This is a genomic window from Pseudomonas sp. Q12-87 (assembly GCF_001269755.1).
GTDB lineage: Bacteria > Pseudomonadota > Gammaproteobacteria > Pseudomonadales > Pseudomonadaceae > Aquipseudomonas > Aquipseudomonas fluorescens_S.
In genome coordinates, this window is sequence record NZ_LHVI01000002.1 from 114948 (window position 1) to 134694 (window position 19747).

The 19747-nt window shown below is 61.7% G+C and carries 19 protein-coding genes; 8 read left to right on the forward strand and 11 right to left on the reverse strand.

Annotation, left to right across the window (positions count from 1 at the left end; translation table 11 throughout):
• Positions 1-98 precede the first annotated feature (98 nt).
• Genes AD663_RS00670 through AD663_RS00690 form a run of 5 tightly spaced genes read left to right on the forward strand, consistent with a single transcriptional unit; the run spans position 99 to position 2977 of the window.
• Positions 99-533 carry a DUF1795 domain-containing protein gene (locus AD663_RS00670; RefSeq protein ID WP_053213088.1) on the forward strand — a complete coding sequence of 145 codons (435 nt, stop codon included), beginning with the start codon at positions 99-101 and terminating at the stop codon, positions 531-533.
• 55 nt (positions 534-588) lie between these two features.
• Complete coding sequence (locus AD663_RS29495) at positions 589-1800, forward strand: PAAR domain-containing protein (RefSeq protein WP_003177217.1); 1212 nt, start codon at positions 589-591, stop codon at positions 1798-1800.
• Positions 1793-2125 (forward strand): hypothetical protein, encoded by a 333-nt coding sequence (locus AD663_RS00680; RefSeq protein WP_053213089.1) that lies wholly within the window; start codon positions 1793-1795, stop codon positions 2123-2125. The genes AD663_RS29495 and AD663_RS00680 overlap by 8 nt, the downstream gene beginning before the upstream one ends.
• Positions 2122-2385, forward strand: coding sequence for a hypothetical protein (locus AD663_RS00685; RefSeq protein ID WP_053213090.1), 264 nt, complete (start codon positions 2122-2124; stop codon positions 2383-2385). The genes AD663_RS00680 and AD663_RS00685 overlap by 4 nt, the downstream gene beginning before the upstream one ends.
• A 58-nt stretch (positions 2386-2443) precedes the next feature.
• Positions 2444-2977 (forward strand): hypothetical protein, encoded by a 534-nt coding sequence (locus AD663_RS00690; RefSeq protein WP_033045871.1) that lies wholly within the window; start codon positions 2444-2446, stop codon positions 2975-2977.
• 6 nt (positions 2978-2983) lie between these two features.
• Here the strand turns inward: AD663_RS00690 and AD663_RS00695 are convergent, their stop codons facing one another.
• The 11 genes from AD663_RS00695 to tssA all read right to left on the reverse strand — a co-directional run bounded on the left by AD663_RS00695 (position 2984) and on the right by tssA (position 15933).
• Positions 2984-4924: a type VI secretion system tip protein VgrG gene (locus AD663_RS00695; protein WP_053213091.1), complete on the reverse strand. Its 1941-nt coding sequence runs from the start codon at positions 4922-4924 to the stop codon at positions 2984-2986.
• A 171-nt stretch (positions 4925-5095) separates the two neighbouring features.
• Positions 5096-7774, reverse strand: a complete 2679-nt coding sequence (gene tssH / locus AD663_RS00700; protein ID WP_053213092.1) for a type VI secretion system ATPase TssH — start codon at positions 7772-7774, stop codon at positions 5096-5098.
• Positions 7767-8819, reverse strand: coding sequence for a type VI secretion system baseplate subunit TssG (gene tssG / locus AD663_RS00705; protein ID WP_053213093.1), 1053 nt, complete (start codon positions 8817-8819; stop codon positions 7767-7769). Before tssG ends, tssH begins: the two co-directional genes overlap by 8 nt.
• On the reverse strand, positions 8783-10642 hold the full coding sequence (gene tssF / locus AD663_RS00710) for a type VI secretion system baseplate subunit TssF (protein WP_053213094.1): 1860 nt from the start codon (positions 10640-10642) through the stop codon (positions 8783-8785). The genes tssG and tssF overlap by 37 nt, the downstream gene beginning before the upstream one ends.
• Complete coding sequence (gene tssE / locus AD663_RS00715) at positions 10639-11151, reverse strand: type VI secretion system baseplate subunit TssE (protein ID WP_003177225.1); 513 nt, start codon at positions 11149-11151, stop codon at positions 10639-10641. The genes tssF and tssE overlap by 4 nt, the downstream gene beginning before the upstream one ends.
• Complete coding sequence (locus tag AD663_RS00720; RefSeq protein WP_003177226.1) at positions 11145-11582, reverse strand: hypothetical protein; 438 nt, start codon at positions 11580-11582, stop codon at positions 11145-11147. The genes tssE and AD663_RS00720 overlap by 7 nt, the downstream gene beginning before the upstream one ends.
• On the reverse strand, positions 11582-12031 hold the full coding sequence (locus tag AD663_RS00725; protein WP_003177227.1) for a type VI secretion system amidase effector protein Tae4: 450 nt from the start codon (positions 12029-12031) through the stop codon (positions 11582-11584). The genes AD663_RS00720 and AD663_RS00725 overlap by 1 nt, the downstream gene beginning before the upstream one ends.
• A gap of 81 nt (positions 12032-12112) precedes the next feature.
• Positions 12113-12601 (reverse strand): type VI secretion system tube protein Hcp, encoded by a 489-nt coding sequence (locus AD663_RS00730; RefSeq protein ID WP_003177228.1) that lies wholly within the window; start codon positions 12599-12601, stop codon positions 12113-12115.
• Positions 12602-12811: 210 nt separating this feature from the next.
• Entirely contained in the window at positions 12812-14308 is a 1497-nt protein-coding gene (tssC, locus tag AD663_RS00735; RefSeq protein WP_003177229.1) for a type VI secretion system contractile sheath large subunit, read from the reverse strand.
• A gap of 2 nt (positions 14309-14310) precedes the next feature.
• Positions 14311-14817 carry a type VI secretion system contractile sheath small subunit gene (gene tssB, locus AD663_RS00740; protein ID WP_003177230.1) on the reverse strand — a complete coding sequence of 169 codons (507 nt, stop codon included), beginning with the start codon at positions 14815-14817 and terminating at the stop codon, positions 14311-14313.
• Positions 14818-14898: 81 nt separating this feature from the next.
• Positions 14899-15933: a type VI secretion system protein TssA gene (tssA, locus tag AD663_RS00745; RefSeq protein WP_053213095.1), complete on the reverse strand. Its 1035-nt coding sequence runs from the start codon at positions 15931-15933 to the stop codon at positions 14899-14901.
• Between the two features lie 417 nt (positions 15934-16350).
• Between tssA and tagH the strand changes: the two genes are divergently transcribed.
• The 3 genes from tagH (at position 16351) to tssK (ending at position 19741) form a co-directional block, all read left to right on the forward strand.
• Positions 16351-17817, forward strand: coding sequence for a type VI secretion system-associated FHA domain protein TagH (gene tagH, locus AD663_RS00750; RefSeq protein WP_053213096.1), 1467 nt, complete (start codon positions 16351-16353; stop codon positions 17815-17817).
• A gap of 67 nt (positions 17818-17884) precedes the next feature.
• Entirely contained in the window at positions 17885-18391 is a 507-nt protein-coding gene (gene tssJ, locus AD663_RS00755) for a type VI secretion system lipoprotein TssJ (protein WP_003177233.1), read from the forward strand.
• Between the two features lie 15 nt (positions 18392-18406).
• Complete coding sequence (tssK, locus tag AD663_RS00760; RefSeq protein ID WP_003177234.1) at positions 18407-19741, forward strand: type VI secretion system baseplate subunit TssK; 1335 nt, start codon at positions 18407-18409, stop codon at positions 19739-19741.
• Positions 19742-19747 lie beyond the last annotated feature (6 nt).

Here is a 19747-nt window from a genome sequence, read left to right on the forward strand (position 1 = left end):
ACTGGAGGGAGAGGAATCAGGTTCTTGATTGTTCCCAGGCATTACTTGAATATTCGTTCCTTCGCGCGCCACCCCCCTGTCTATGGAAAGCGATTACCGTGACCTCCTACCGCATTCAAGAAGCCGATCTCGAAATCCCCGATACCTGGCAGGACCAGAGCATCAATATTTTCAAGCTGCCGGCAGTCGGTCCCGCTAAAGAAGCGAGTTTCGTGATCAGTCGCGATGCCAGCCAGGGCGACGCTCCCTTTGCCGAATACGTAGACCGCCAACTCAAAAGCGCGGAGCAGCAATTGCCGGGCTTCAAACTGGTTCAACGCTGGGACACCGTGCTGCAAGGGCATACCGCCACGTTGCTCGATTACACCTGGCAACGCGAGGGGCGCGATTTGATGCTGCGCCAAGTGTTCATCGAGCATAAGCCCTCTGTAGTGATCACCACATTGACCACCACCCCGACCGACTTCGCTTATCACGAGCAGGCCTGGAAGGTAGCGATGCATTCATTCAAGCCCCTGCCTCCGATCGCCTGAGCATCGATCCGTCCCACTGAGCAGCCCTATAGATCAGTCAGGTAGATGCAACGCAATGGATGCACAGGCAGCAGCACGTCTGGGTGACGAAATAGCCCACGGGTTCGGGTTGGCCGCGATGGTCGCCGGTGCCGTGGCCGGCGCTTTGATCGGTGCCGCGGTCGTCGCCGCGACTGTGGCCACGGGCGGTGTGGCGCTGGCGATCATGGCGGGCTCGATTGCTGCCGGCGGCTTGTCGATGTTCCAGATCGTCAAGGGCCTCTCCACCATCTTCAACCTGCCCGAGCCCACCACGGGGGCGTTGATAATGGGCAGCTTCAACGTCTATATCAACAGCCGCAATGCCATGCGAGCGGGAGAAGATACGTCATCTTCCTGCACCGGCCTGCCAATGAATCATCCGATCTGGCCCTTTCCGGTGCTGATCGCCGAAGGCAGCGCCACGGTATTCATCAACGGCAAACCGGCGGCGCGCCTGCACAGCAAAATGGTCTGCGGTGCTCATATCAAGACCGGCAGCCCCAATACGTTTATTGGTGGGCCGACGGTGTCGGTGGCGTTTGTCCTGGATCTTGAAGGGTGGATGCATACCGGGTTGGAAGCGTTGGGGTTGTTGGCGGCTGGCGGGGCTTTAATGCTTGCGGCCTTCGCCGGCGCCGCTGCTTTCTTCGGCGCCCTGGCCGTCGGTGGTGCGCTGTATGTCGGCATGGAGCTACTGGGAGACCTGGGTGATCGTCTCGGCCCAGGGTATCGCGACTTATTCCAAGGCGTCGCTGGGATGGCCCTGCTCGGTGCCGGGCCGAAGCTGGCGCGCAAACCCATGAGCGCAGCCGAGCGGACGCTCTTGGCTCGTCAGCGTCAAGAGCAGATGCTCAAGGACAATATAGGGTTCAACGTTAGCCCGACGGCGTGGGACACCTATCCTACGATTGGTCGGGCCGGCACTTTCGTTTCTGATAAAAAAGGTATCACCGATGTCATTGGAAATTTCTCGGGTCGTTCCAAAATAACCATCAGTGGTAAAAAGGCTGCTGAAATGGAGCGAGCTTTTGGCTTGGAAAAAGATGCTTTGAAAGGCGGCTTCAAGATCAGGCAGGTCGATGATGTTGTGGGACGCATGCCAAGAAGCCCGATGGAAGGAAACCAGTACTTCCTAGGCCCAGGCAAACACCTGCCGGGCGGGGCACCGGAAATGGTAGTCGAGTCGATTCCTACAAAAGATGCGGCCGGCATCAAAACTTTAACCGAGGTATTTGTTAGTGACTAATGACGTGCTCAAGGCATACGTGGAGAAAGCGGACGGTGACTTGATTCGAGTTCGAGTCGTTGATAGCGCGCTGGACTCGCCGCTGCGGTCCATGGGGTTTTCGAACGCTACCGAGAAAGATGTCTACGTTCTGCAGGTCGCGGGCAACAAGCAGAAGGCTGACGTATTCGATGGGCTACGTTCACTGGGCGTAGCCTTTTCGGCGGGCAAGGAATGGTGTCCCTCCGAAGTGTTCGAATATCTTCGTGACGAGCAATTGTTGAGCGGTAAATATCTGCGGGTCTCGTGGACTCAGCCTGGCCAATACCTGCTTACGAACGAGTGAAGTTTCAGGATGCTTTGGTCCACCAGGAGCACAGATTCTGCCTGGGGATCGAACAGGTCTCGGGTCGATTTTATGTCTCCATACCGGTCAGCAATAGCATGGTCGATTACGAGGAATACTATGAAATCGATCGGAAAACCTTTGACCTGTTCAGGTGTGACCCGGATGCGGCGCTGCCGTTTGTGGCGCGTTGCAGAAAGCACGAACTGGACGAGCTGCTGATAGTCCGGCCAGGAGCGAATCGCGGCACAGCCATCTGACAGTCGAAGGGCAAGGAGGTGACGCCGTGTTCAAAGGACCGGATGTATCGGCAGTTTTATGAGAACCACCTTGGACAACGTATTGCTGCTGGCCCTGGCCAATGACGAGTTGGATAAATTCCTGGTCGGCGAGCCGTTCTACTTCCAAGAAGCCCAGAACGATAACGAAGAACCGCAGAACATTGTCGCAGCGTTTGATTTGCTGGTGCTGCGTTACTGGCAACAGACGCGTGACCCGCAGTTTTCCGCGCGCTTCGTCGCGGCTTTGCTCAAGATTCTTGCGACCTACCCTGATCGTAACCGGGCGATTTATGTGGCAGCGGTGTGGGTCTGGTACTACCGGTTTTGCCTGAGCAAAAAGCAGGCACAACCCGAGGGGCTCTATGCCGACCTGTTCGGGGTCGATATGGGGGGCGTGGCGCTGGCCCTTCAGCGGCAGCTTGAAATCAATAAGGCCGAGCTGGTCCAGGATACGCGTTGGGCGGGTGGTAGCTGGAACAGCCAGAACGGTCTATGGGGGCCGCTGATGCGGACCGCCCTTGTGGTCCGGGATAAGCTGGGCGGCCCTGACTTCGTGCCGCCCAACCTCTGACCACAATCAGCCCTTGGCTTTTGCCGGAAACAACGCCTTCACCGCCGCATCAATCACGCCCTTGATACCTTTGCCCTTCGGGTCCACCGCGCTTGCGCCGCCGGAGTTGAGGTCCAAACGGCCGCCGGTATCGATGTTGCCGTTGCCGCTGGCGTAGATATTGAACGCGGTGCCCGAGATGTTGATCTCGCCACTGGCGTTGAATTCCAGCACGCTTTGGCCACACACCAGTCGGATCTGCGAACCCGCCTCCACGAGGTATTGGGTGCTGATGCTGTCGCTCTTGGTCCCACCGACGACCAATGCGTCGTTGCGCTGCACGGCGCGCAGGCGATCCTGGCCAATGCGTACCGTCTCGTTGTGGCCGATGCTCTTGTTGCGATCGTGGCCCACCGAATGGCTTTCATCCACCTCGACCACGATGTCCTGGTTACGCTCGGCATGGATGTACAGCTGCTCGGCGCCTTTCTTGTCTTCCATACGGATTTCGTTGAAATTCGCTGGCGTGCCGCCCTTGCTTGAGCGGCTTTTGGTGCCGCTCTGGGTGGCATTGGCGGGCAATGCATACGGTACGGTTTGCTCGGCGTTGTAGACGCGGCCGGTGACGATGGGTCTGTCGGGATCACCTTCGAGGAAGCTGACGATCACCTCTTGACCAATGCGTGGGATCTGCACGCTTCCCCAATTCTTGCCGGCCCAAGCCTGGGACACACGAATCCAGCATGAGCTGTTCTCATTGGACTGGTCATGGCGGTCCCAATAGAAATGCACCTTCACCCGGCCGAATTGATCGGTCCAGATTTCCTCGCCCTTCGGTCCGACCACCAAGGCAGTTTGCGGCCCTTTGACGATGGGGCGATGGGTGATGGGCATTGGTCGGTAGCTTTGCTGGGCGGCGATGCAGGTCAGGCTGCTTTCGAACTGTGCCGAAGGCGCGCCGCCGCTGGTTTCGCCGCTTTCCTGGGAAATGTAATAGCGGGCGCCGACGATCAGGTATTCGCGATTCTGGTCCTGGCGGGTGAAGCCGGTGAGGCTGAACAGATGCCCCGAACCCAGGCCGCGGGCGTTGCCGGCCAGCTCGACCTGTTCGTGCTGGGTCTGCAAGGCTTCGATGCGGGTGCGGGCGTAGTGTTCGCCATCCTGGCTCTGCACGTAGGTGCCGGGATAGTCGTACAGCGGGTAGTCGCCAGCAGTGTGTGGACGAGGCATCGCCGCGCGGACATCGATACGTGCACTGGGTCGCTGGAAATCGTAGTCGTTGAGCTCCAGGGAGCCGGGCTGGACTTCCTGGGCCAGGTGCCAATCGTGGATGTGGTCACGCTCGCGCTGCTGCTCGTTCTTCGGGTAGTAGGGCACCGAGCCGTAGCCGGGCGCCGTGGTGTGTGCGCCGTAAGCATCGGCCAGCACCAGCACATGACGACCTTGCTCATGGCGGAAGAAGTAATAAATGCCTTCCTGCTCCATCAACCGACTGACGAAATCAAAGCTCGTCTCGCGGTACTGCACGCAGTATTCCCACTCGCGATAAGGGTGGCTCAGGGCGTCTTCGAAGTCGGAGAAACCCAGGTCGCGGAACACTTGCTTGATGATCTGTGGGATGGTCAGGTTCTGGAAAATCCGGCAGTCGGAGGTGCGGGTCAGCAACCAGAACCAGGGGCGCAACGTCGCCTGGTAACTGGCGAACTGGCCTTGGTCGACGTTCTGGCTGCAGCGCGCGACGATGCCATGGAAATAGCGCTCGCCACCGCCGTCCAGTTGCAGGCTCACGCACATGGGTTTGCCAAGCAATTGGTTGAGATCGATGGCGTTGTCCAGCGAGTGCAACTGCAACTCATAGTTGAACAGCCGCCCCAGCTCTTCACCGCCGCCCATGTCCTTGAGCAACAGCACCTCGGGCCCCAGGGGGCTGGTGATCTTGGCGAGGCGTGTGGCTTGGTTGAATAACATCGTCTATCTCATCGTTGTAATGGCTGCGCCGCTGATCGCCTGACGACACCGGAACAACTGTGGGAGCGGGCTTGCTCGCGAAGGCGGTGTGTCAGGCGACATCAATGGCACTGACAGATTGCATTCGCGAGCAAGCCCGCTCCCACAGGGTTATGCGGTGTTCCTTCGGTGTCAGGCCGCGTCGCTGAAGTCGTACTGCAATTCGTTATCCACAGCGCTGATCCGCACGCCGGCCAGGGCCTTGCCTTCGAGCATGCGGGTCAGGAACTCGCGGCTCATGTCCGGCAGCAGGCTGTTGGTCAGGATGGTGTCGATCATGCGGCCGCCGCTTTCAGTCTCGGTGCAGCGCGAGACGATCAGGTCGATCACCGCGTCGTCGTAGTCGAAGGCGACCTTGTGGGTGCTCTCCACGCGCTTCTTGATGCGGTTGAGTTGCAGGCGGGTGATGGCCTTGAGCATCTCGTCGCTGAGCGGGTAGTACGGGATCGTCACCAGGCGGCCGAGCAGGGCCGGCGGGAAAATCTCCAGTAGCGGCTGGCGCAAGGCCTTGGCGATTTCCTCGGGCTCGGGCACGTTCTGCGGGTCTTTGCAGACTTGGGCAATCAGCTCGGTGCCGGCGTTGGTGGTCAGCAGGATCAAGGTGTTCTTGAAGTCGATCACCCGGCCTTCGCCGTCTTCCATCACGCCTTTGTCGAACACCTGGAAGAAGATTTCATGCACGTCCGGGTGGGCTTTTTCCACCTCGTCCAGCAGCACCACGCTGTACGGTTTGCGCCGCACGGCTTCGGTCAACACGCCGCCTTCGCCATAGCCGATGTAACCCGGTGGCGCACCCTTGAGGGTGGACACGGTGTGGGCTTCCTGGAACTCGCTCATGTTGATGGTGATGACGTTCTGCTCGCCGCCGTACATGGCTTCGGCCAGGGCCAGGGCGGTTTCGGTCTTGCCCACGCCGGAGGTGCCGGCGAGCATGAACACACCAATCGGCTTGCTCGGGTTGTCGAGGCCGGCGCGGGAGGTCTGGATGCGCTTGGCGATCATCTGCAGGGCATGGTCCTGGCCGATGATGCGTTTCTTCAGGTGCTGGTCGAGGTTGAGCACGGTTTCCAGCTCGTTGCGGGCCATGCGACCCACCGGGATACCGGTCCAGTCGGCGACCACCGAGGCCACGGCCTGGTAATCCACCGTCGGCAACATCAGCGGGGTTTCGCCTTGCAGGGTGGTCAGGCGCTGTTGCAAGTCCACCAATTTCTCGCGCAGGTCATGACTGGTTTCGCTGCCGTCTTCGCTGTCCACCACGCCGACGCGCTCGCGCAGGGTGGCGCGGGTTTCAAGCAATTCGTCCACCAGGGTTTTTTCTTCGGCCCAGCGGCTTTCCAGCTCGGCCAGGCGCTCGCGCTCGGCGCTCAGCAGGCCTTCGGTCTGGGTCTGGCGGGTGCCGATGGCGACACCAATCGCATGCTCGCGGGCGATGATTTGCAGCTCGGTTTCCAGCGCTTCGATGCGGCGACGGCTGTCGTCCACTTCGGCCGGCACGGCGTGCAGGCTGATGGCGACGCGGGCACAGGCGGTGTCCAGCAGGCTCACGGATTTGTCCGGCAGCTGGCGCGCGGGGATGTAGCGATGGGACAACTTGACCGAGGCTTCCAGGGCTTCGTCGAGGATCTGCACCTGGTGGTGTTTTTCCATGGTCGAGGCCACGCCGCGCATCATCAGCAAAGCCTTGTCTTCCGACGGCTCGGCCACTTGTACCACCTGGAAGCGACGGGTCAGGGCCGGGTCTTTCTCGATGTGCTTCTTGTACTCGGCCCAAGTCGTGGCGGCCACGGTGCGCAAGGTACCGCGGGCCAGGGCTGGCTTGAGCAGGTTGGCGGCGTCGCCCGTACCGGCTGCGCCACCGGCCCCCACCAGGGTGTGGGCTTCGTCGATGAACAGGATGATCGGTTTCGGCGAGGCCTGGACGTCCTCGATGACCTGGCGCAGGCGCTGTTCGAATTCGCCTTTCATGCTCGCGCCGGCCTGCAACAGGCCAACGTCTAGGCTGCGCAATTCGACGTCCTTGAGGGCCGGTGGCACGTCGCCGGCGACGATGCGCAGGGCAAAGCCTTCGACCACCGCCGTCTTGCCCACGCCGGCTTCACCGGTGAGGATCGGGTTGTTCTGCCGACGGCGCATGAGGATGTCCACCAATTGGCGGATCTCTTCGTCGCGCCCGACGATCGGGTCGAGCTTGCCGCTGCGGGCTTGTTCGGTGAGGTCGACGGTAAAGCGCTTGAGGGCTTCCTGTTTGCCCATGGCGCTGGGGGCCATGGCGCCGCTGGCTTCGCCCGGCACGGCGCCGGCATTGAAACCGTCGCTGGCGGTCAGGGCGTTCTCCGGGGAATCGCCGACGTATTCGTCAAAACGCTCGCTCAAGGCTTCTGCCTTGACCTTGTCGAACTCCGACGACAGCCCCAGCAGCGCGTGGCGCAGGCTTGGCGTCTTGAGAATGCCCAGCACCAGATAACCGGTGCGCACCTGGCTTTCGCCGAACATCAGGCTGCCGTAGACCCAGCCGCGTTCAACCGCTTCTTCCACGTGGGACGACAAGTCGGTGATCGAGGTCGACCCCCGTGGCAAACGGTCCAGGGCTTCGGTCAGGTCGCGGGCCAGGCGTGCCGGCTCGATGTTGAATTGGCGGATGATGCGGTGCAGGTCCGAGTCCTGCAGTTGCAACAGCTGATGAAACCAGTGGGCCAGTTCCACATAAGGGTTACCGCGCAACTTGCAGAACACGGTGGCGGCTTCGATGGCTTTGTAGGCCACGCTGTTGAGTTTGCCGAACAACGCGGCGCGACTGATTTCACCCATGCTCATGGTTCCTTGAGGTCTGTGAGGTGTTGGCCTGTTCGGCATAATGCCGGGCCAGTATTAGATCGTTGGCATCTGTTTCGGGACGTCCCAGCCAGGTGTTGAAACCCAGGCGGAAACGACCATTGAGTTGTAGCGCCGGGACCTCGGGCTGCTCCAGGACCAGGTTCAGGTCCCAGTCCAGTTCGTGGCCAAGATATTCGGCGACCCAGGCCACCAGCTCGTTGAACGGTTGGCTGCCGGGCAGCATGCCCATGTAGTCGACGAGCTTGAGCGGCCCCAGGCGAATGCGGAATTTATGCTGGCGATCCCACACGTAGCGGCCCAGGCAGAAGTCCATGCCCAGCTGATGAGCACTGACACCGACGCGGCTGCGTTCCGGCAGTTCCAGCCATTGGCCGACGTATTCTTCGATCTCCACCGGCAGCCCGAAATATTCACCGAGGATGGCTTTCAAACCGTCCGGGTAGCGGGTTTGCGCCGACAGGTGACCGCTGTAGTGCAGCTTCGCCGTGTCGGGAATCAACCCCTGCTTGAGCAGGCTCGGCATGCCTCGACCGCTGAGGGCGGCCAGGCGTGCCGACCAGTAGTCATCGTCCGGGCGGTCATGGCTGATCGTCGGCCGCGCTTCGGCCCAGGCCCGGTAGAACAGGCTGAGCAGGCGGTGGTGGAACACATCGAGAAAGCGTTTGCTGGTGCTGTCGGCGTTGTTGCGCTGGCGTTCGCGCACGTATTCGGTGATGTGCAGCGGCATCGGGCCGTTGGGGCCGCCGAGGCCGAAGAAGAACTGCTCCAGGCGCGCCGGTGTGCCGTCGCCGCCCGGCTGCACCGAGGCCAGGGTTGATGGGGCGAATGTGCACTCGGCCTGTTGCCCAAGACGCAGCGGGTCATCGGCCAGGCGCAAGGAATGGCCCAGGCGCGGCAGGGCGGGAAATTCGCACTCGATGCGCCGCAACGCCTGGAAAAAATCGTATTCCCAGGGTTCCTGGTGCATCGCGTCCAGGGTACTTACAGGGTCGGACGACGTCCGGGCTTGGCTTTCCATCGCATGATCTCGCCGCGTTCGGTGGTACGGATCACCGTCTCGGTAAAACTGTTGATCGACACGTAGCGTGCCAGGAAGCGTTCGAACACCGCGCCGAGCAGGAACACCCCGGTGCCGCGAAACGCGTTTTCATCGAATTCCAGGGTGATTTCCAGGCCACGCCCGAACACGATCGGGCCGGGCATCGGCAAGCGTCGGGTGCAGGCCTTGCTGCTGACGTCGCGCAGGCCTTCGATCTGCAATTGCAGCGCCGCATCGTTGCTGTCGCCGTACAGGCGCAGCAGTTCCCGCAGGGCGGCGGCGCCCTGGCCTTGTTCGCTCAACGACAGATAGTTCAGCGACAACTGGCTGATCAGCCGCCAGGCCTTGGCATCGTGGGCGTGGCTGGCACGCGGGCGACTCGGCCCGGCCACGCAGCGCACCGCGCCGACCGGGGCACTGTCGGCCAAAGTGAAATCGGTCTTGCCGTTGCCCACGCTCATGAACAGCGGCAGGTCGCGGTTGGTGCACAGCGCCGTCACGCCGAGTTGGCGCAAGTCATGGCGATAGGGCGCCTGCTGGCTGTCGACCAGGCTGACGAAGGTTTCGCTGCCGATGTAGGTCGAGCGCGGGCCGTTGCGGCGCTGGTCGCTGGACAGCACGCGTGGCTCGCGGCGTACGGTGTAATAGGCCTGGTCGCGGCCATAGCGGGAGGGATCGCGCACGGCATAGAACGGCAGGAACGGTTGCTCCGGCCCCGTGCCGTGGCCGGTGAGGCCGCTGAGCGAATGCACTTCGAAATCCATCGGCCGGGTACGGTCGGCGATCACGTGGTGTTCGTTGACCCGTTCCGACAGGTGAATGCGATCGAGGCGCTTGGGAAACAGGTTGATGGCCGGGGTGCAGAACGGCAGGAATTGCGAAGCACCGACGCTGCCTTCGAGGCTGGGCTCGTGGCGGTCGAACAGTACGATCAGTTCCAGCTCCTGGCCGTCGCAACGCTTGACCGCGCGGCTCAGCTGGGTGAAGTCGACGAACAGGAAGCGGTGGGGCAGGGCGAAGTATTCCTGCAACAGGCGATAGCCCTGGAAGGCCCGTGGCACCACCGGCAGCGCGGCGTCGGCATCATCGAAACCGCGCGAGCGCAACGCATCCTGCGGCAACCGTTCCACCCAACCGCCGCCGGGCTTGCGGGCAAACACTGCGCAGGTATTGCCCAGCAATTGTTCGTAGAGGCGGAAGGGTTGCTCGTCGGCGCCGCTCAAGTACAGCGGCAGATTGTCCAGGGCCAGGCTGTTGAACGGCAGCTCGGCGCCGGTGCGCAGTGTGATGCGCAGCCCGGCCTTGGCTTTCGGTTCGCTGGCGGCCAGGCGCCCGAGCACGGCGGACGGGTTGCCGAAGTACTCGGCCTGGCTGACCTGCAACGGCCACAACGTCACCGCATGCGCGGTGCGGTACTCGCAGCAGGTCTGGGTTTCTCGGCCCAGCGCGGCGCGCAGGACGGTGTCGCGGGGCAGCGGGAAGCCACTGCTCAGCGAGCCTTCATCGGGATCGGCCTGCATTTGCACCACGGTCATCGACGGCGTCGGTGCCAGGTAATGCGGGTAGGCTATTTCCAGCAGGTTGTGGGTGAAGGTCGGGTATTCGGCGTCGAGCTTGAGCTGCACCCGCGCCGTCAAATAGGCAAAGCCTTCCAGTAATCGCTCGACGTAGGGGTCGGCGCAGTCCATGCCGGACAACGTCAGCCGACTGGCGATCTTCGGGTATTCCTTGGCGAACTCCGCCGCGCTTTCGCGCACATGGTGCAATTCCTGGTTGTACAGCTCCAGCAGGCGCGGGTTCATGGACGCCTCCGCTGGTCGGCGTTGACCACGCGCACGTGCCCGGACTCCAGGTCCAGGTCGGTTTGCAGCATCAGGCGCAGCGGCACGGGCTGGGCCCAGAGATCGCCTTCGATCTCGAAACTCAAGGCGTTGTGGTTCATTTCGGCCGTGGCCCTCGCTCGCACGCGCAGGGTGTGGCGCAGGATCCGCGGTTCGAACGTGGCGATGGCCTGGTGAATCAGCGTTTCGAGGGCTGAGACGTCGATGTTCGACGCACTGTTGCCGGCCAGCGCCGGCAGGCCGAAATTCACCACCGACGTACCGGCAGGGGTGTGCAGCGTGGCATCGGCGCCCAGCAACGACGTGGTGTTGAGCAGCCACGCCAAGTCGCGCAGCACCGAGGCTTTCAATTGGGTCAGGGATAGCACGCGTTTGTCGGCGCTTTCCTTGGGATTGGTTGGATCGTCGTCGGTCAACCGGTCCAGCAGGGACGGTTGCAGGCGATCGCGGGCAGCGATTTCGGTTACCACGTGAATGGCGCTACGTACATTTTCTGGTCCCAGTGGCTAGGCCCGCAGGCGGCGAACTGACTGACCTCCGCGACTTCCATTGTTCCCTCTATCTGGCGCACCGCCTGGAGTTTGGTCAGACAGTCGCGGCTGGGCGCGGGCATGTGTTCGCTGCGTTCAACGGCGAAGATCGGAACCTGGTTGAAGATCTCCACTCGCAATTGCTTGTCCGGACCCAAGCTGAACTGGCAAGGCCATTCCATATCGAGCGGCAGCCGGCTCTGGTCAGGTTTGACAAGCGTGCAGCGACCTTGATCGTTGGTCAGGCTCATCGGCTGCCCGACGAACATCGCCTGGGTCGGCGCCGCCGTGGCGGCTGTGTCTTGTCCGGCGCATGCACTCAGGCTGACGAGGCTTGCTGTCAGCGCTGAAAAGAACAAGGGACTGCGCATCACACAAGCTCCCAGAACCAAATGGCTTTTGAGCGCGAGAACAGGTCGCCGCTTTTGGTCAAACCGCGATTCCACAGGTCGATATGGTCGCCGGTAGGGCGGCCGGCAGTGTCGCTACTTTGCTGGTAGCAGTCTTTGAAAAAAATGATTCCAGTCTTGCCCAGCAGCGCCGTGCGGTCTGTCACGCTGTTGGTATAGATTTTCGGCGGACCGAGGCGGTTCTTCTTCCATAACCAATTTGCCAATGACTCCGCCCCGCGGGCATGCCCATGGGCGCACCGAGGATCCAGCGTATAAGTCGATGAATTGACCGGCAGGGTCTTTTCCCCGCACAAGGCGATGCTCATCCGGATGGCACACTGGTTGATGTAAGGACCATCGCAGGCCGGATTGGCGGACGGGTAGGGCGGGTAGCTGTTCCACAGATTGATAAACGAAGGCTTGGCCATGACTCAGATACCGCGCTGTAAAGAATTGGATTCGAGCAAGCACCAAACACCCCCGGCGCGTGGCACCGGGGGCGTGTTCGATTACACCTTGATGTTCTGACGGATGTTCCAGCCGAACTTGACCGGGCCGCCTTCCTTGGTGCCGTCGGCTTTCTGTGGCTGGTAGTCCACCAGCACCTTGGCGAAGTTCAGGGTGACGTTTTCGGTCAGGCGATCATCGCTGCCCGAGCCGCCGGTGCTCAGGGACGTGACCAGCACTTCTTCCAGGTTGATGATCATGTACTCGACCTGGCTTTCACCGCCGGCCTTGCGCACGGTCAGCTTGACCTTGTCGATGTGCTTGCCGCTGGCGCAGTGCATCATCAGGTTCGGCGACGCCTTGTCGACGTATTTGGTCAACGACAGGTCCTGGACGTTGACCTTGCCCGCACCACCGCCGCTGCCCACGTGCATGTTGCCGGACTGGGACATGCCCCAGCTCCAGTTCAGGACGTCGATCTCGTCCTTGTGGGCCTTGTCCATGGACTCGCCCTTGATGTCGCCGATCTTGATGAAAATATCAACAGCCATGTTTTCTCCCTGTGTGGTTTCTAACCACATTGTTTGGTTGACGCTGACCTTGCGAAATCTATTTGAATGTCGGTCAGGACACAGAACCTGTGGGAGCGGGCTTGCTCGCGAATGCGTCGGGTCAGTCGACATCAATGTTGGCTGATCGACCGTATTCGCGAGCAAGCCCGCTCCCACACAGGAGCGAGCCCTCTCCAACAAAACCTCTGTTTATGCGCCCTTGGCCGACGGCAGTTTCGATACCAGGCGCAGCGATACGGTCAGCCCTTCGAGCTGATAGTGCGGGCGCAGGTAGAACTTGGAGTTGTAGTACCCCGGGTTGCCTTCGACTTCTTCGACGATCACTTCGGCCGCTGCCAATGGATGCTGGGCCTTGGTGGTCTCGGTGGAGTGCGCCGGATCACCGTCGACGTAGTTGAGGATCCAGTCCTGCAACCAGCGCTGCATCTCGTCCTTCTCTTTGAAGGAACCGATCTTGTCGCGCACGATGCACTTCAGGTAATGAGCGAAACGGCAGGTGGCGAACAGGTACGGCAGGCGCGCGGCCAGGTTGGCGTTGGCGGTGGCGTCCGGGTCGTCGTATTCGGCCGGCTTCTGCAGCGACTGGGCGCCGATGAAGGCAGCGAAGTCGGTGTTCTTCTTGTGCAGCAGCGGCATGAAACCGTTCTTGGCCAGTTCCGCTTCACGGCGATCCGAAATGGCGATTTCGGTCGGGCACTTCATGTCCACGCCACCATCATCGGTAGGGAACGTGTGGGCCGGCAGGTTTTCCACTTCGCCGCCCGACTCCACGCCACGGATGCGCGAGCACCAGCCGAAGTGTTTGAACGAACGGTTGATGTTCACCGCCATCGCGTAGGCGGCGTTGGCCCAGGTGTACTTGGAGCTGTCGGCGCCGTCGGTGTTTTCTTCGAAGGCGAAGGCTTCCACCGGGTCGGTCTTGGCGCCATACGGCAGGCGCGCCAGGAAGCGTGGCATGGTCAGGCCGATGTAGCGCGAATCTTCCGACTCACGCAGCGAACGCCAGCCGGCGTATTCCGGGGTGGTGAAGATCTTGGTCAGGTCGCGTGGGTTCGACAGTTCCTGCCACGAGCCCATGCCCATCACGGTCGGCGATGCCGCTGCGATGAACGGGGCGTGCATGGCCGCGCAGACTTTCGACAGTTCGCCCAGCAGTTCCACGTCCGGTGGCGACTGGTCGAAGTAGTAGTCGCCTACCAGGCAGCCGTAAGGTTCGCCGCCGAACTGGCCGTATTCTTCTTCGTACATCTTCTTGAAGAGCGGGCTCTGGTCCCACGCGGTGCCCTTGAATTTCTTCAGGGTCTTGTGCAGGTCCGGCTTGGAGATGTTGAGCACGCGGATCTTGAGCTGCTCATCGGTCTCGGTGTTGTTGACCAGGTAGTGCAGGCCACGCCAGGCGCTTTCCAACTGCTGGAAGTCCGGGTGATGGATCACCTGGTTGACCTGGGCGGTGAGCTTGGCGTCGATGGCGGCGATGATCGATTCGATCGACTTGATGGCGTCGTTGGACACCAGGTCAGTCTGCGCCAGTGCCTGCTCGGCCAAGGTGCGCACGGCGGTCTCGACGGCTTCGCGGGCACGCTCGGTCTTGGGCTTGAATTCTTGCAGCAGCAGGGACGCGAACTCACTGGTTTCTTCAGTGGCGCCCAGGTTCTGCGCGCCTTCGCGGGCTGTATTGTCAGTCATGATCATTGGTCCTGTGCTGGCTTCGGCGCGCTCGCCAGGGCCTGCAACAGCGCTGGGTCCTTGATCGCCTTCATGATGATTTCTTCGGCACCGGTCTTGCCGTCCATGTAGGTCAGCAGGTTGGCCAATTGGGTACGCGCTTCGAGCAACTTGTTCAGCGAGTCGACCTTGCGGGCCACGGCCGCTGGGCTGAAGTCGTCCATGCTTTCGAACGTCAGGTCCAGGCTCAGGTTGCCTTCGCCGGTCAGTTCGTTGGGTACATGGAACGCTACGCGCGGCTGCATGGCCTTGAGGCGCGAGTCGAAGTTATCGACGTCGATCTCGAGGAACTTGCGATCGGCCACCGGTGCCAGAGGCTCGGCGGGCTTGCCGGCGAGGTCGGCCATCACGCCCATGACGAAGGGCAGCTGGACCTTTTTCTCGGCGCCGTAGAGCTCGACGTCGTACTCGATCTGCACTCGAGGCGCGCGGTTGCGCGCGATGAATTTCTGAGAACTTTGCTTCGCCACGTTGCTGCTCCTGGTCGCTTGAGCGACGGTGTTGGCGTCATCGGGGGTGCCGGTGACGTGACTGCGTGATCCGCTCGCTTTTTATTCGCTGTCTGGGCCGCGCAGGTTTTCAAATTGACTCATGCCGTCTGGAATCAGGTTGCGCACGATGGTTGCAAAGTCGGCGTTGACCAGAGCCTTGGCCCGGTTCAGCAGCACCGGTAGCGGGCTGGAGGGCTCGTGACGGCTGTAGTAAGCGAGAATACGTTCCAGGCTGCGCTGCACGTCATCGCGATTGTTGATCTCTGCGCTGCCGCTCGGGCCGGTGTTGCGCGGCATGCTCTGCGCGGTGGCGTATTCAACCGGCGCGGTGGCGTCATCGCCGGTGGCATCGGGCAGCTCGCTGTCGCCGCTCTGCGGGGCGAACTGGCCAAGGATCTGCAAGGCCATCTTGAGTGGCTGCTTCAGCGGGCCGAGGTCCACGCCCTGGGCGGAACCGACCTGGTCGCTGACCTGCTGCTCGATGGCTTCGGCGGCGCTGCGAGCTTCCAAGAGGGCGGCGCGGGTGATTTCCAACTGCTCGGGATCGCTGTCGATCAAGGCGCCGGCGAGCTGTTCGGCCCCCAGGCTTTCATCGGCGAAACTTTGCAGGCCGCTGGCGTTGGCGGCGGCGCGCAGGCTGACGCTGCCGAAGGTTCGCGAACGGGCCAGGATGCTTTCGCGCAGCAGGCGAATGGTGACATCGGACGTCAGGCCGGCGAGGGCATTGATGCGCACGGTGGGGTCGTTGTCGTCATCGGCGTCCAGGCGCGGATGCAGGTCGGCCCAGTATTGCTTGAGCAATTCGCTGATCAGTGTCAGCGAGCGGGCAAGGCCCGGAATGCCCTCAAGGGCCAGGGAACTCTGCAACAGGAAATGGGTGATGCGCAGGTCTTTGCTGCGTTGCAGCAAATCCAGGCTCTGTTGCTGGATGCTGCGCCATTCAGGAGGTTCGGCCGGCAAGATCGAGTCGCCCATGCTGCGCTCGGGCTGGCCTCGGGAGTCACGTTCCAGACGCAAGAAATCCGCGTCATATTCCAGGTCTTCACCGCACGGCGAAGTCGCGGAAACGGCGGCGAGCAGCAAAGGCACATCCACTTGGATCGATCTCCCTATCACCCGCTGAAATAAGTCGGGCAGTTCACACGTAAGTTCCGAATGAAACTTCACATGTTTCCTTGACGGTAATGGCGCTTCAGACTCGCAATGATCTTAAAGTGCCATCATGTATATTCAAGAAGTTGTGCATTTTTGGTGTAGTACTTATCGCTTGTCAAGGTAAGCTATTTCGCCATTGTATCCGCCATGTAACAGTTGTGATGGGCTTAACAGCCTGCCCGACCCGTAGGTCGAAGCAGCAACAGACGTGGGGTTTTTGTCACGCAAGCCGGTTATGATCAGCAATCATGCTGGCAAAAAGCCGTTCCAGGGCTGTCGGCAAGGTTGTGAGTGGGTGGTAGGGGCTTGAATCCCGCTGCACCCGCCCGCGCGCGAAGTATTCAGCAAGGAGGCAAGATGCCGCTGTGTTTGACTATCACTAGTTATCACAAGATTACCCCAGGCCAGTGTTCTGAAAAGTCCATGGATCAGGGGGTGATGGCAATTGGCCGCAATTCCGATAATGACTGGGTACTACCGGACCCCGAACGTCTGGTTTCCGGCAAACATTGCGTTATCCAATACAAGGACGGGCGCTATTACTTGACCGATAACAGCACTAACGGTGTGGAATTGGTCAAGGCCGGTATTCGCCTTCGCAAAGGCAACAGCGAACCGCTGCAAGATGGCGAAGTGATCCGCATCGGCGATTATGAAATCCAGGCGCGTGTCGATTTCAGCCTGCCGGTCACCGACAGCAACCCGTTCGCCGAATCGCCCAGCAGTTTCGAGGCGTTGATGGGGCGCCAGGGCGCAACCCCGGTTTCACCCGCGCCGATTCAAGTGGCCTCGCCGGCACATTTCCAAGGTGCTTCGGCCATGGATACCCTGCCGGACCTGTTCGATTTCCTGACCCCGACCAGCGTCCCGCCGGCCACCCAGCCTGATCATGTTCCAGCCGAGCAACACGATTTCCGCCCACCGACGCCGATTCCCCGTCCGAGCCCGCCGCCAGTGGCCGAGCCGGTGATACCGCCATCGGCCTCGGTGATTCCGGACGATTGGGACCCTTTCAGCGACCAGCCTGCGCCCGTGGCCGTTGCGCCTATGCCTATCACGCCGCCGCCGGTAGTTGCGCCGCCACTGCCGGTAGTGCCGCCGGTGATTGAGCCAATACCGACGCCCGTTCCCCACATGCCGGTCGCTGAAGTCACTGCACCGACCGAACCGACGCCCTTGCGCGAAGCACCGGTCGCTCGCGTCGAACCTGCGGCCAGCCCGGTCGAGGCCTCGCAACCCGACCTGCTGCAAGCCTTCCTGCGCGGTGCCGGGCTGGACCAGTTGCGCTTGGACAAGGCCCAGGCCGAGGCGCAGATGGAAAGCATCGGTCGCAGTTATCGGTTGATGGTCGAGGGCCTGATCGATGTCTTGCGCGCCCGCAGCAGCCTCAAGGGCGAGTTCCGCATCCAGCAGACGATGATCCAGCCGGTGGAAAACAACCCGCTGAAATTCGCCCCCAATGTCGATGAAGCCCTGCTGTTGCTGTTACGCCACGGCAACCAGGCGTTCATGGCGCCGGACGTGGCGGTGCGCGACAGTTTTGATGATTTGCGTGCCCATCAATTGGCCGTGATGGCCGGGGTGGAAGCCGCTATCAAGCATTTGCTGGCGCGCTTCGAACCGGCGCAGTTGGAAGAGCGCATGGGCAAGCCCGGTGGGCTGTCGAGCATTTTCAATGGCTCGCGGCAGGCCCAGTACTGGCAGCAGTTCACCGAGCTCTACAGCAATATTTCCCGCGAGGCCCAGGAAGATTTCCAGGACCTGTTCGGGCGTGAATTCAGCCGTGCCTACGAAGAGCACAGCACGCGACAGCGACGCCGCTGACCATCGCCGCACCCAGACATTTTCATAAGCACACAACGGATAGCTCAAACGTCATTGAGGACGCAGGATGATTCCCAGGTTTTTACTCGCAGTCGCCGCCGCGCTTCTGCTGACGGCGTGCGCCAAGGATGCCGACAAGTCCCAGCCTGAAGAAGCTGAGGCAAACACCGCCGCCGTCGAGCTGCATTTTCATGCCATTGCCGGGCTCAACCCCGGCGCCACCGGCCAGCCGGCCCCCGTGCGGGTGCGCATCTTCGAACTGAAGAATGCCGCCACCTTCGGTCGTTCCGATTATTTCGCTCTCGCCGAACGCGCCCAGGCAACGCTCGGCCCCGACCTGATCGACCAGGACGAGGTGCTGATCCAGCCGGGCCAGCAGTTGAGCCTGCAACGCGACCTCGACCCGGCCACGCGGCACATCGGAATACTGGTGGGCTATCGCGAGCTGGACCAGTCGCTATGGCGCACGGTGATGAATGTCCCGGCCCGCGAATACACCGAATACCAGATCAGCCTCGATGTGCGCGCCGTGCGCAGCGCCGTCGTCGTTCCCCCATCCAGCCCTGCCCAATAAGCAATCGGAGCCCCCATGTCCTGGAACAATCGCGTGGTCTGGTCGGAAGGCATGTTCATTGGAACGCAGCACTTCCAGCAGCATGACCGTTACCTGGAAAACCTCATCGACGCGCGCAGCCGCCCGTTATCGGCCGGCGCCTGGGGTTTTTCCGAATTGCTGATCGACCAGGGCCTGCTGGCCCAGGGCAAGCTGGCGATTATCTCGGCGCGCGGCCTGTTGCCGGACGGCACGCCCTTCAACATTCCCCAGGACGACCTGGCACCGACCCCGTTGAACGTCGACGATAACCTGCGCGATGGCCTGGTCTATCTGGCCCTGCCGCTCAAGCGCGCCGGCGCCCGTGACACCGTGGATGAAGGCGAAGACCTGGGGGCCGCGCGCTACGTTAGCCAGGTGAGCGAAGTGCGCGACGACAATGCGCCGTTCGAAAACCGCGCGCCGGTGGCCCTGGGTTCCCGGGCGCTGCGCTTGTTGACCGCCCAGGACGGAATCGGCGACTACGCCGCCATCGGCGTGGTGCGCATCAAGGAAAAGCGCGCCGATCGCGCGCTGGTGCTCGACGACAGCTACATCCCGCCGTTGCTGGATGTGGCGGCTTCCAAACCGCTGGCGGCGTTTCGCAGCGAACTGCTGGGCCTGCTGCATCAACGTGGCGAAGCCCTCGCCGGGCGGGTAGTGGCGTCGGGTGCCGGCGGTGCTTCGGAGATTGCCGATTTCATGCTGCTACAACTGGTCAACCGCGCCCAGCCGCTGATCCAGCACCTGAGCCAGTTGAGCCCCTTGCACCCTGAACGCTTCTACAGCGAGCTGGTCAGCCTGGCCGGGGAGTTCTCCACCTTTACCGCGTCTGGGCGACGACCGCAGGAATACCCGCAATACCAGCACGACGACCTGACGCTGAGCTATGCGCCGGTGATGCAGGCGCTGCGTGAAGCGTTGTCGATGCTGATCGACAGCAAGGCCACGCCGATCCCGATTGTCGAGAAAGCCTACGGTATCCACGTGGCGATGCTCGCCGACAAGACCCTGCTCGACAGCGCCAGTTTCATTCTGGTGGTGCGTGCCGATGTTCCCGCCGAAACCCTGCGCGGCCGCTTCGGCCAGCAGAGCAAGGTCGGTTCGGTGGAGCACATCCGCGACCTGGTCAACCTGCAACTGCCGGGCATCGGCCTGCTGCCGTTGCCGGTGGCGCCACGCCAGCTTCCGTACCACGCAGGCTCCACTTATTACGAACTCGACCGGGGCAGCGACCACTGGCAGCAGTTGAGCAACTCTGGTGGCTTTGCGTTCCACATCGCCGGCCAGTTCCCTGGGCTGAACCTGGCGTTCTGGGCGATCCGAGGATAAACCGCG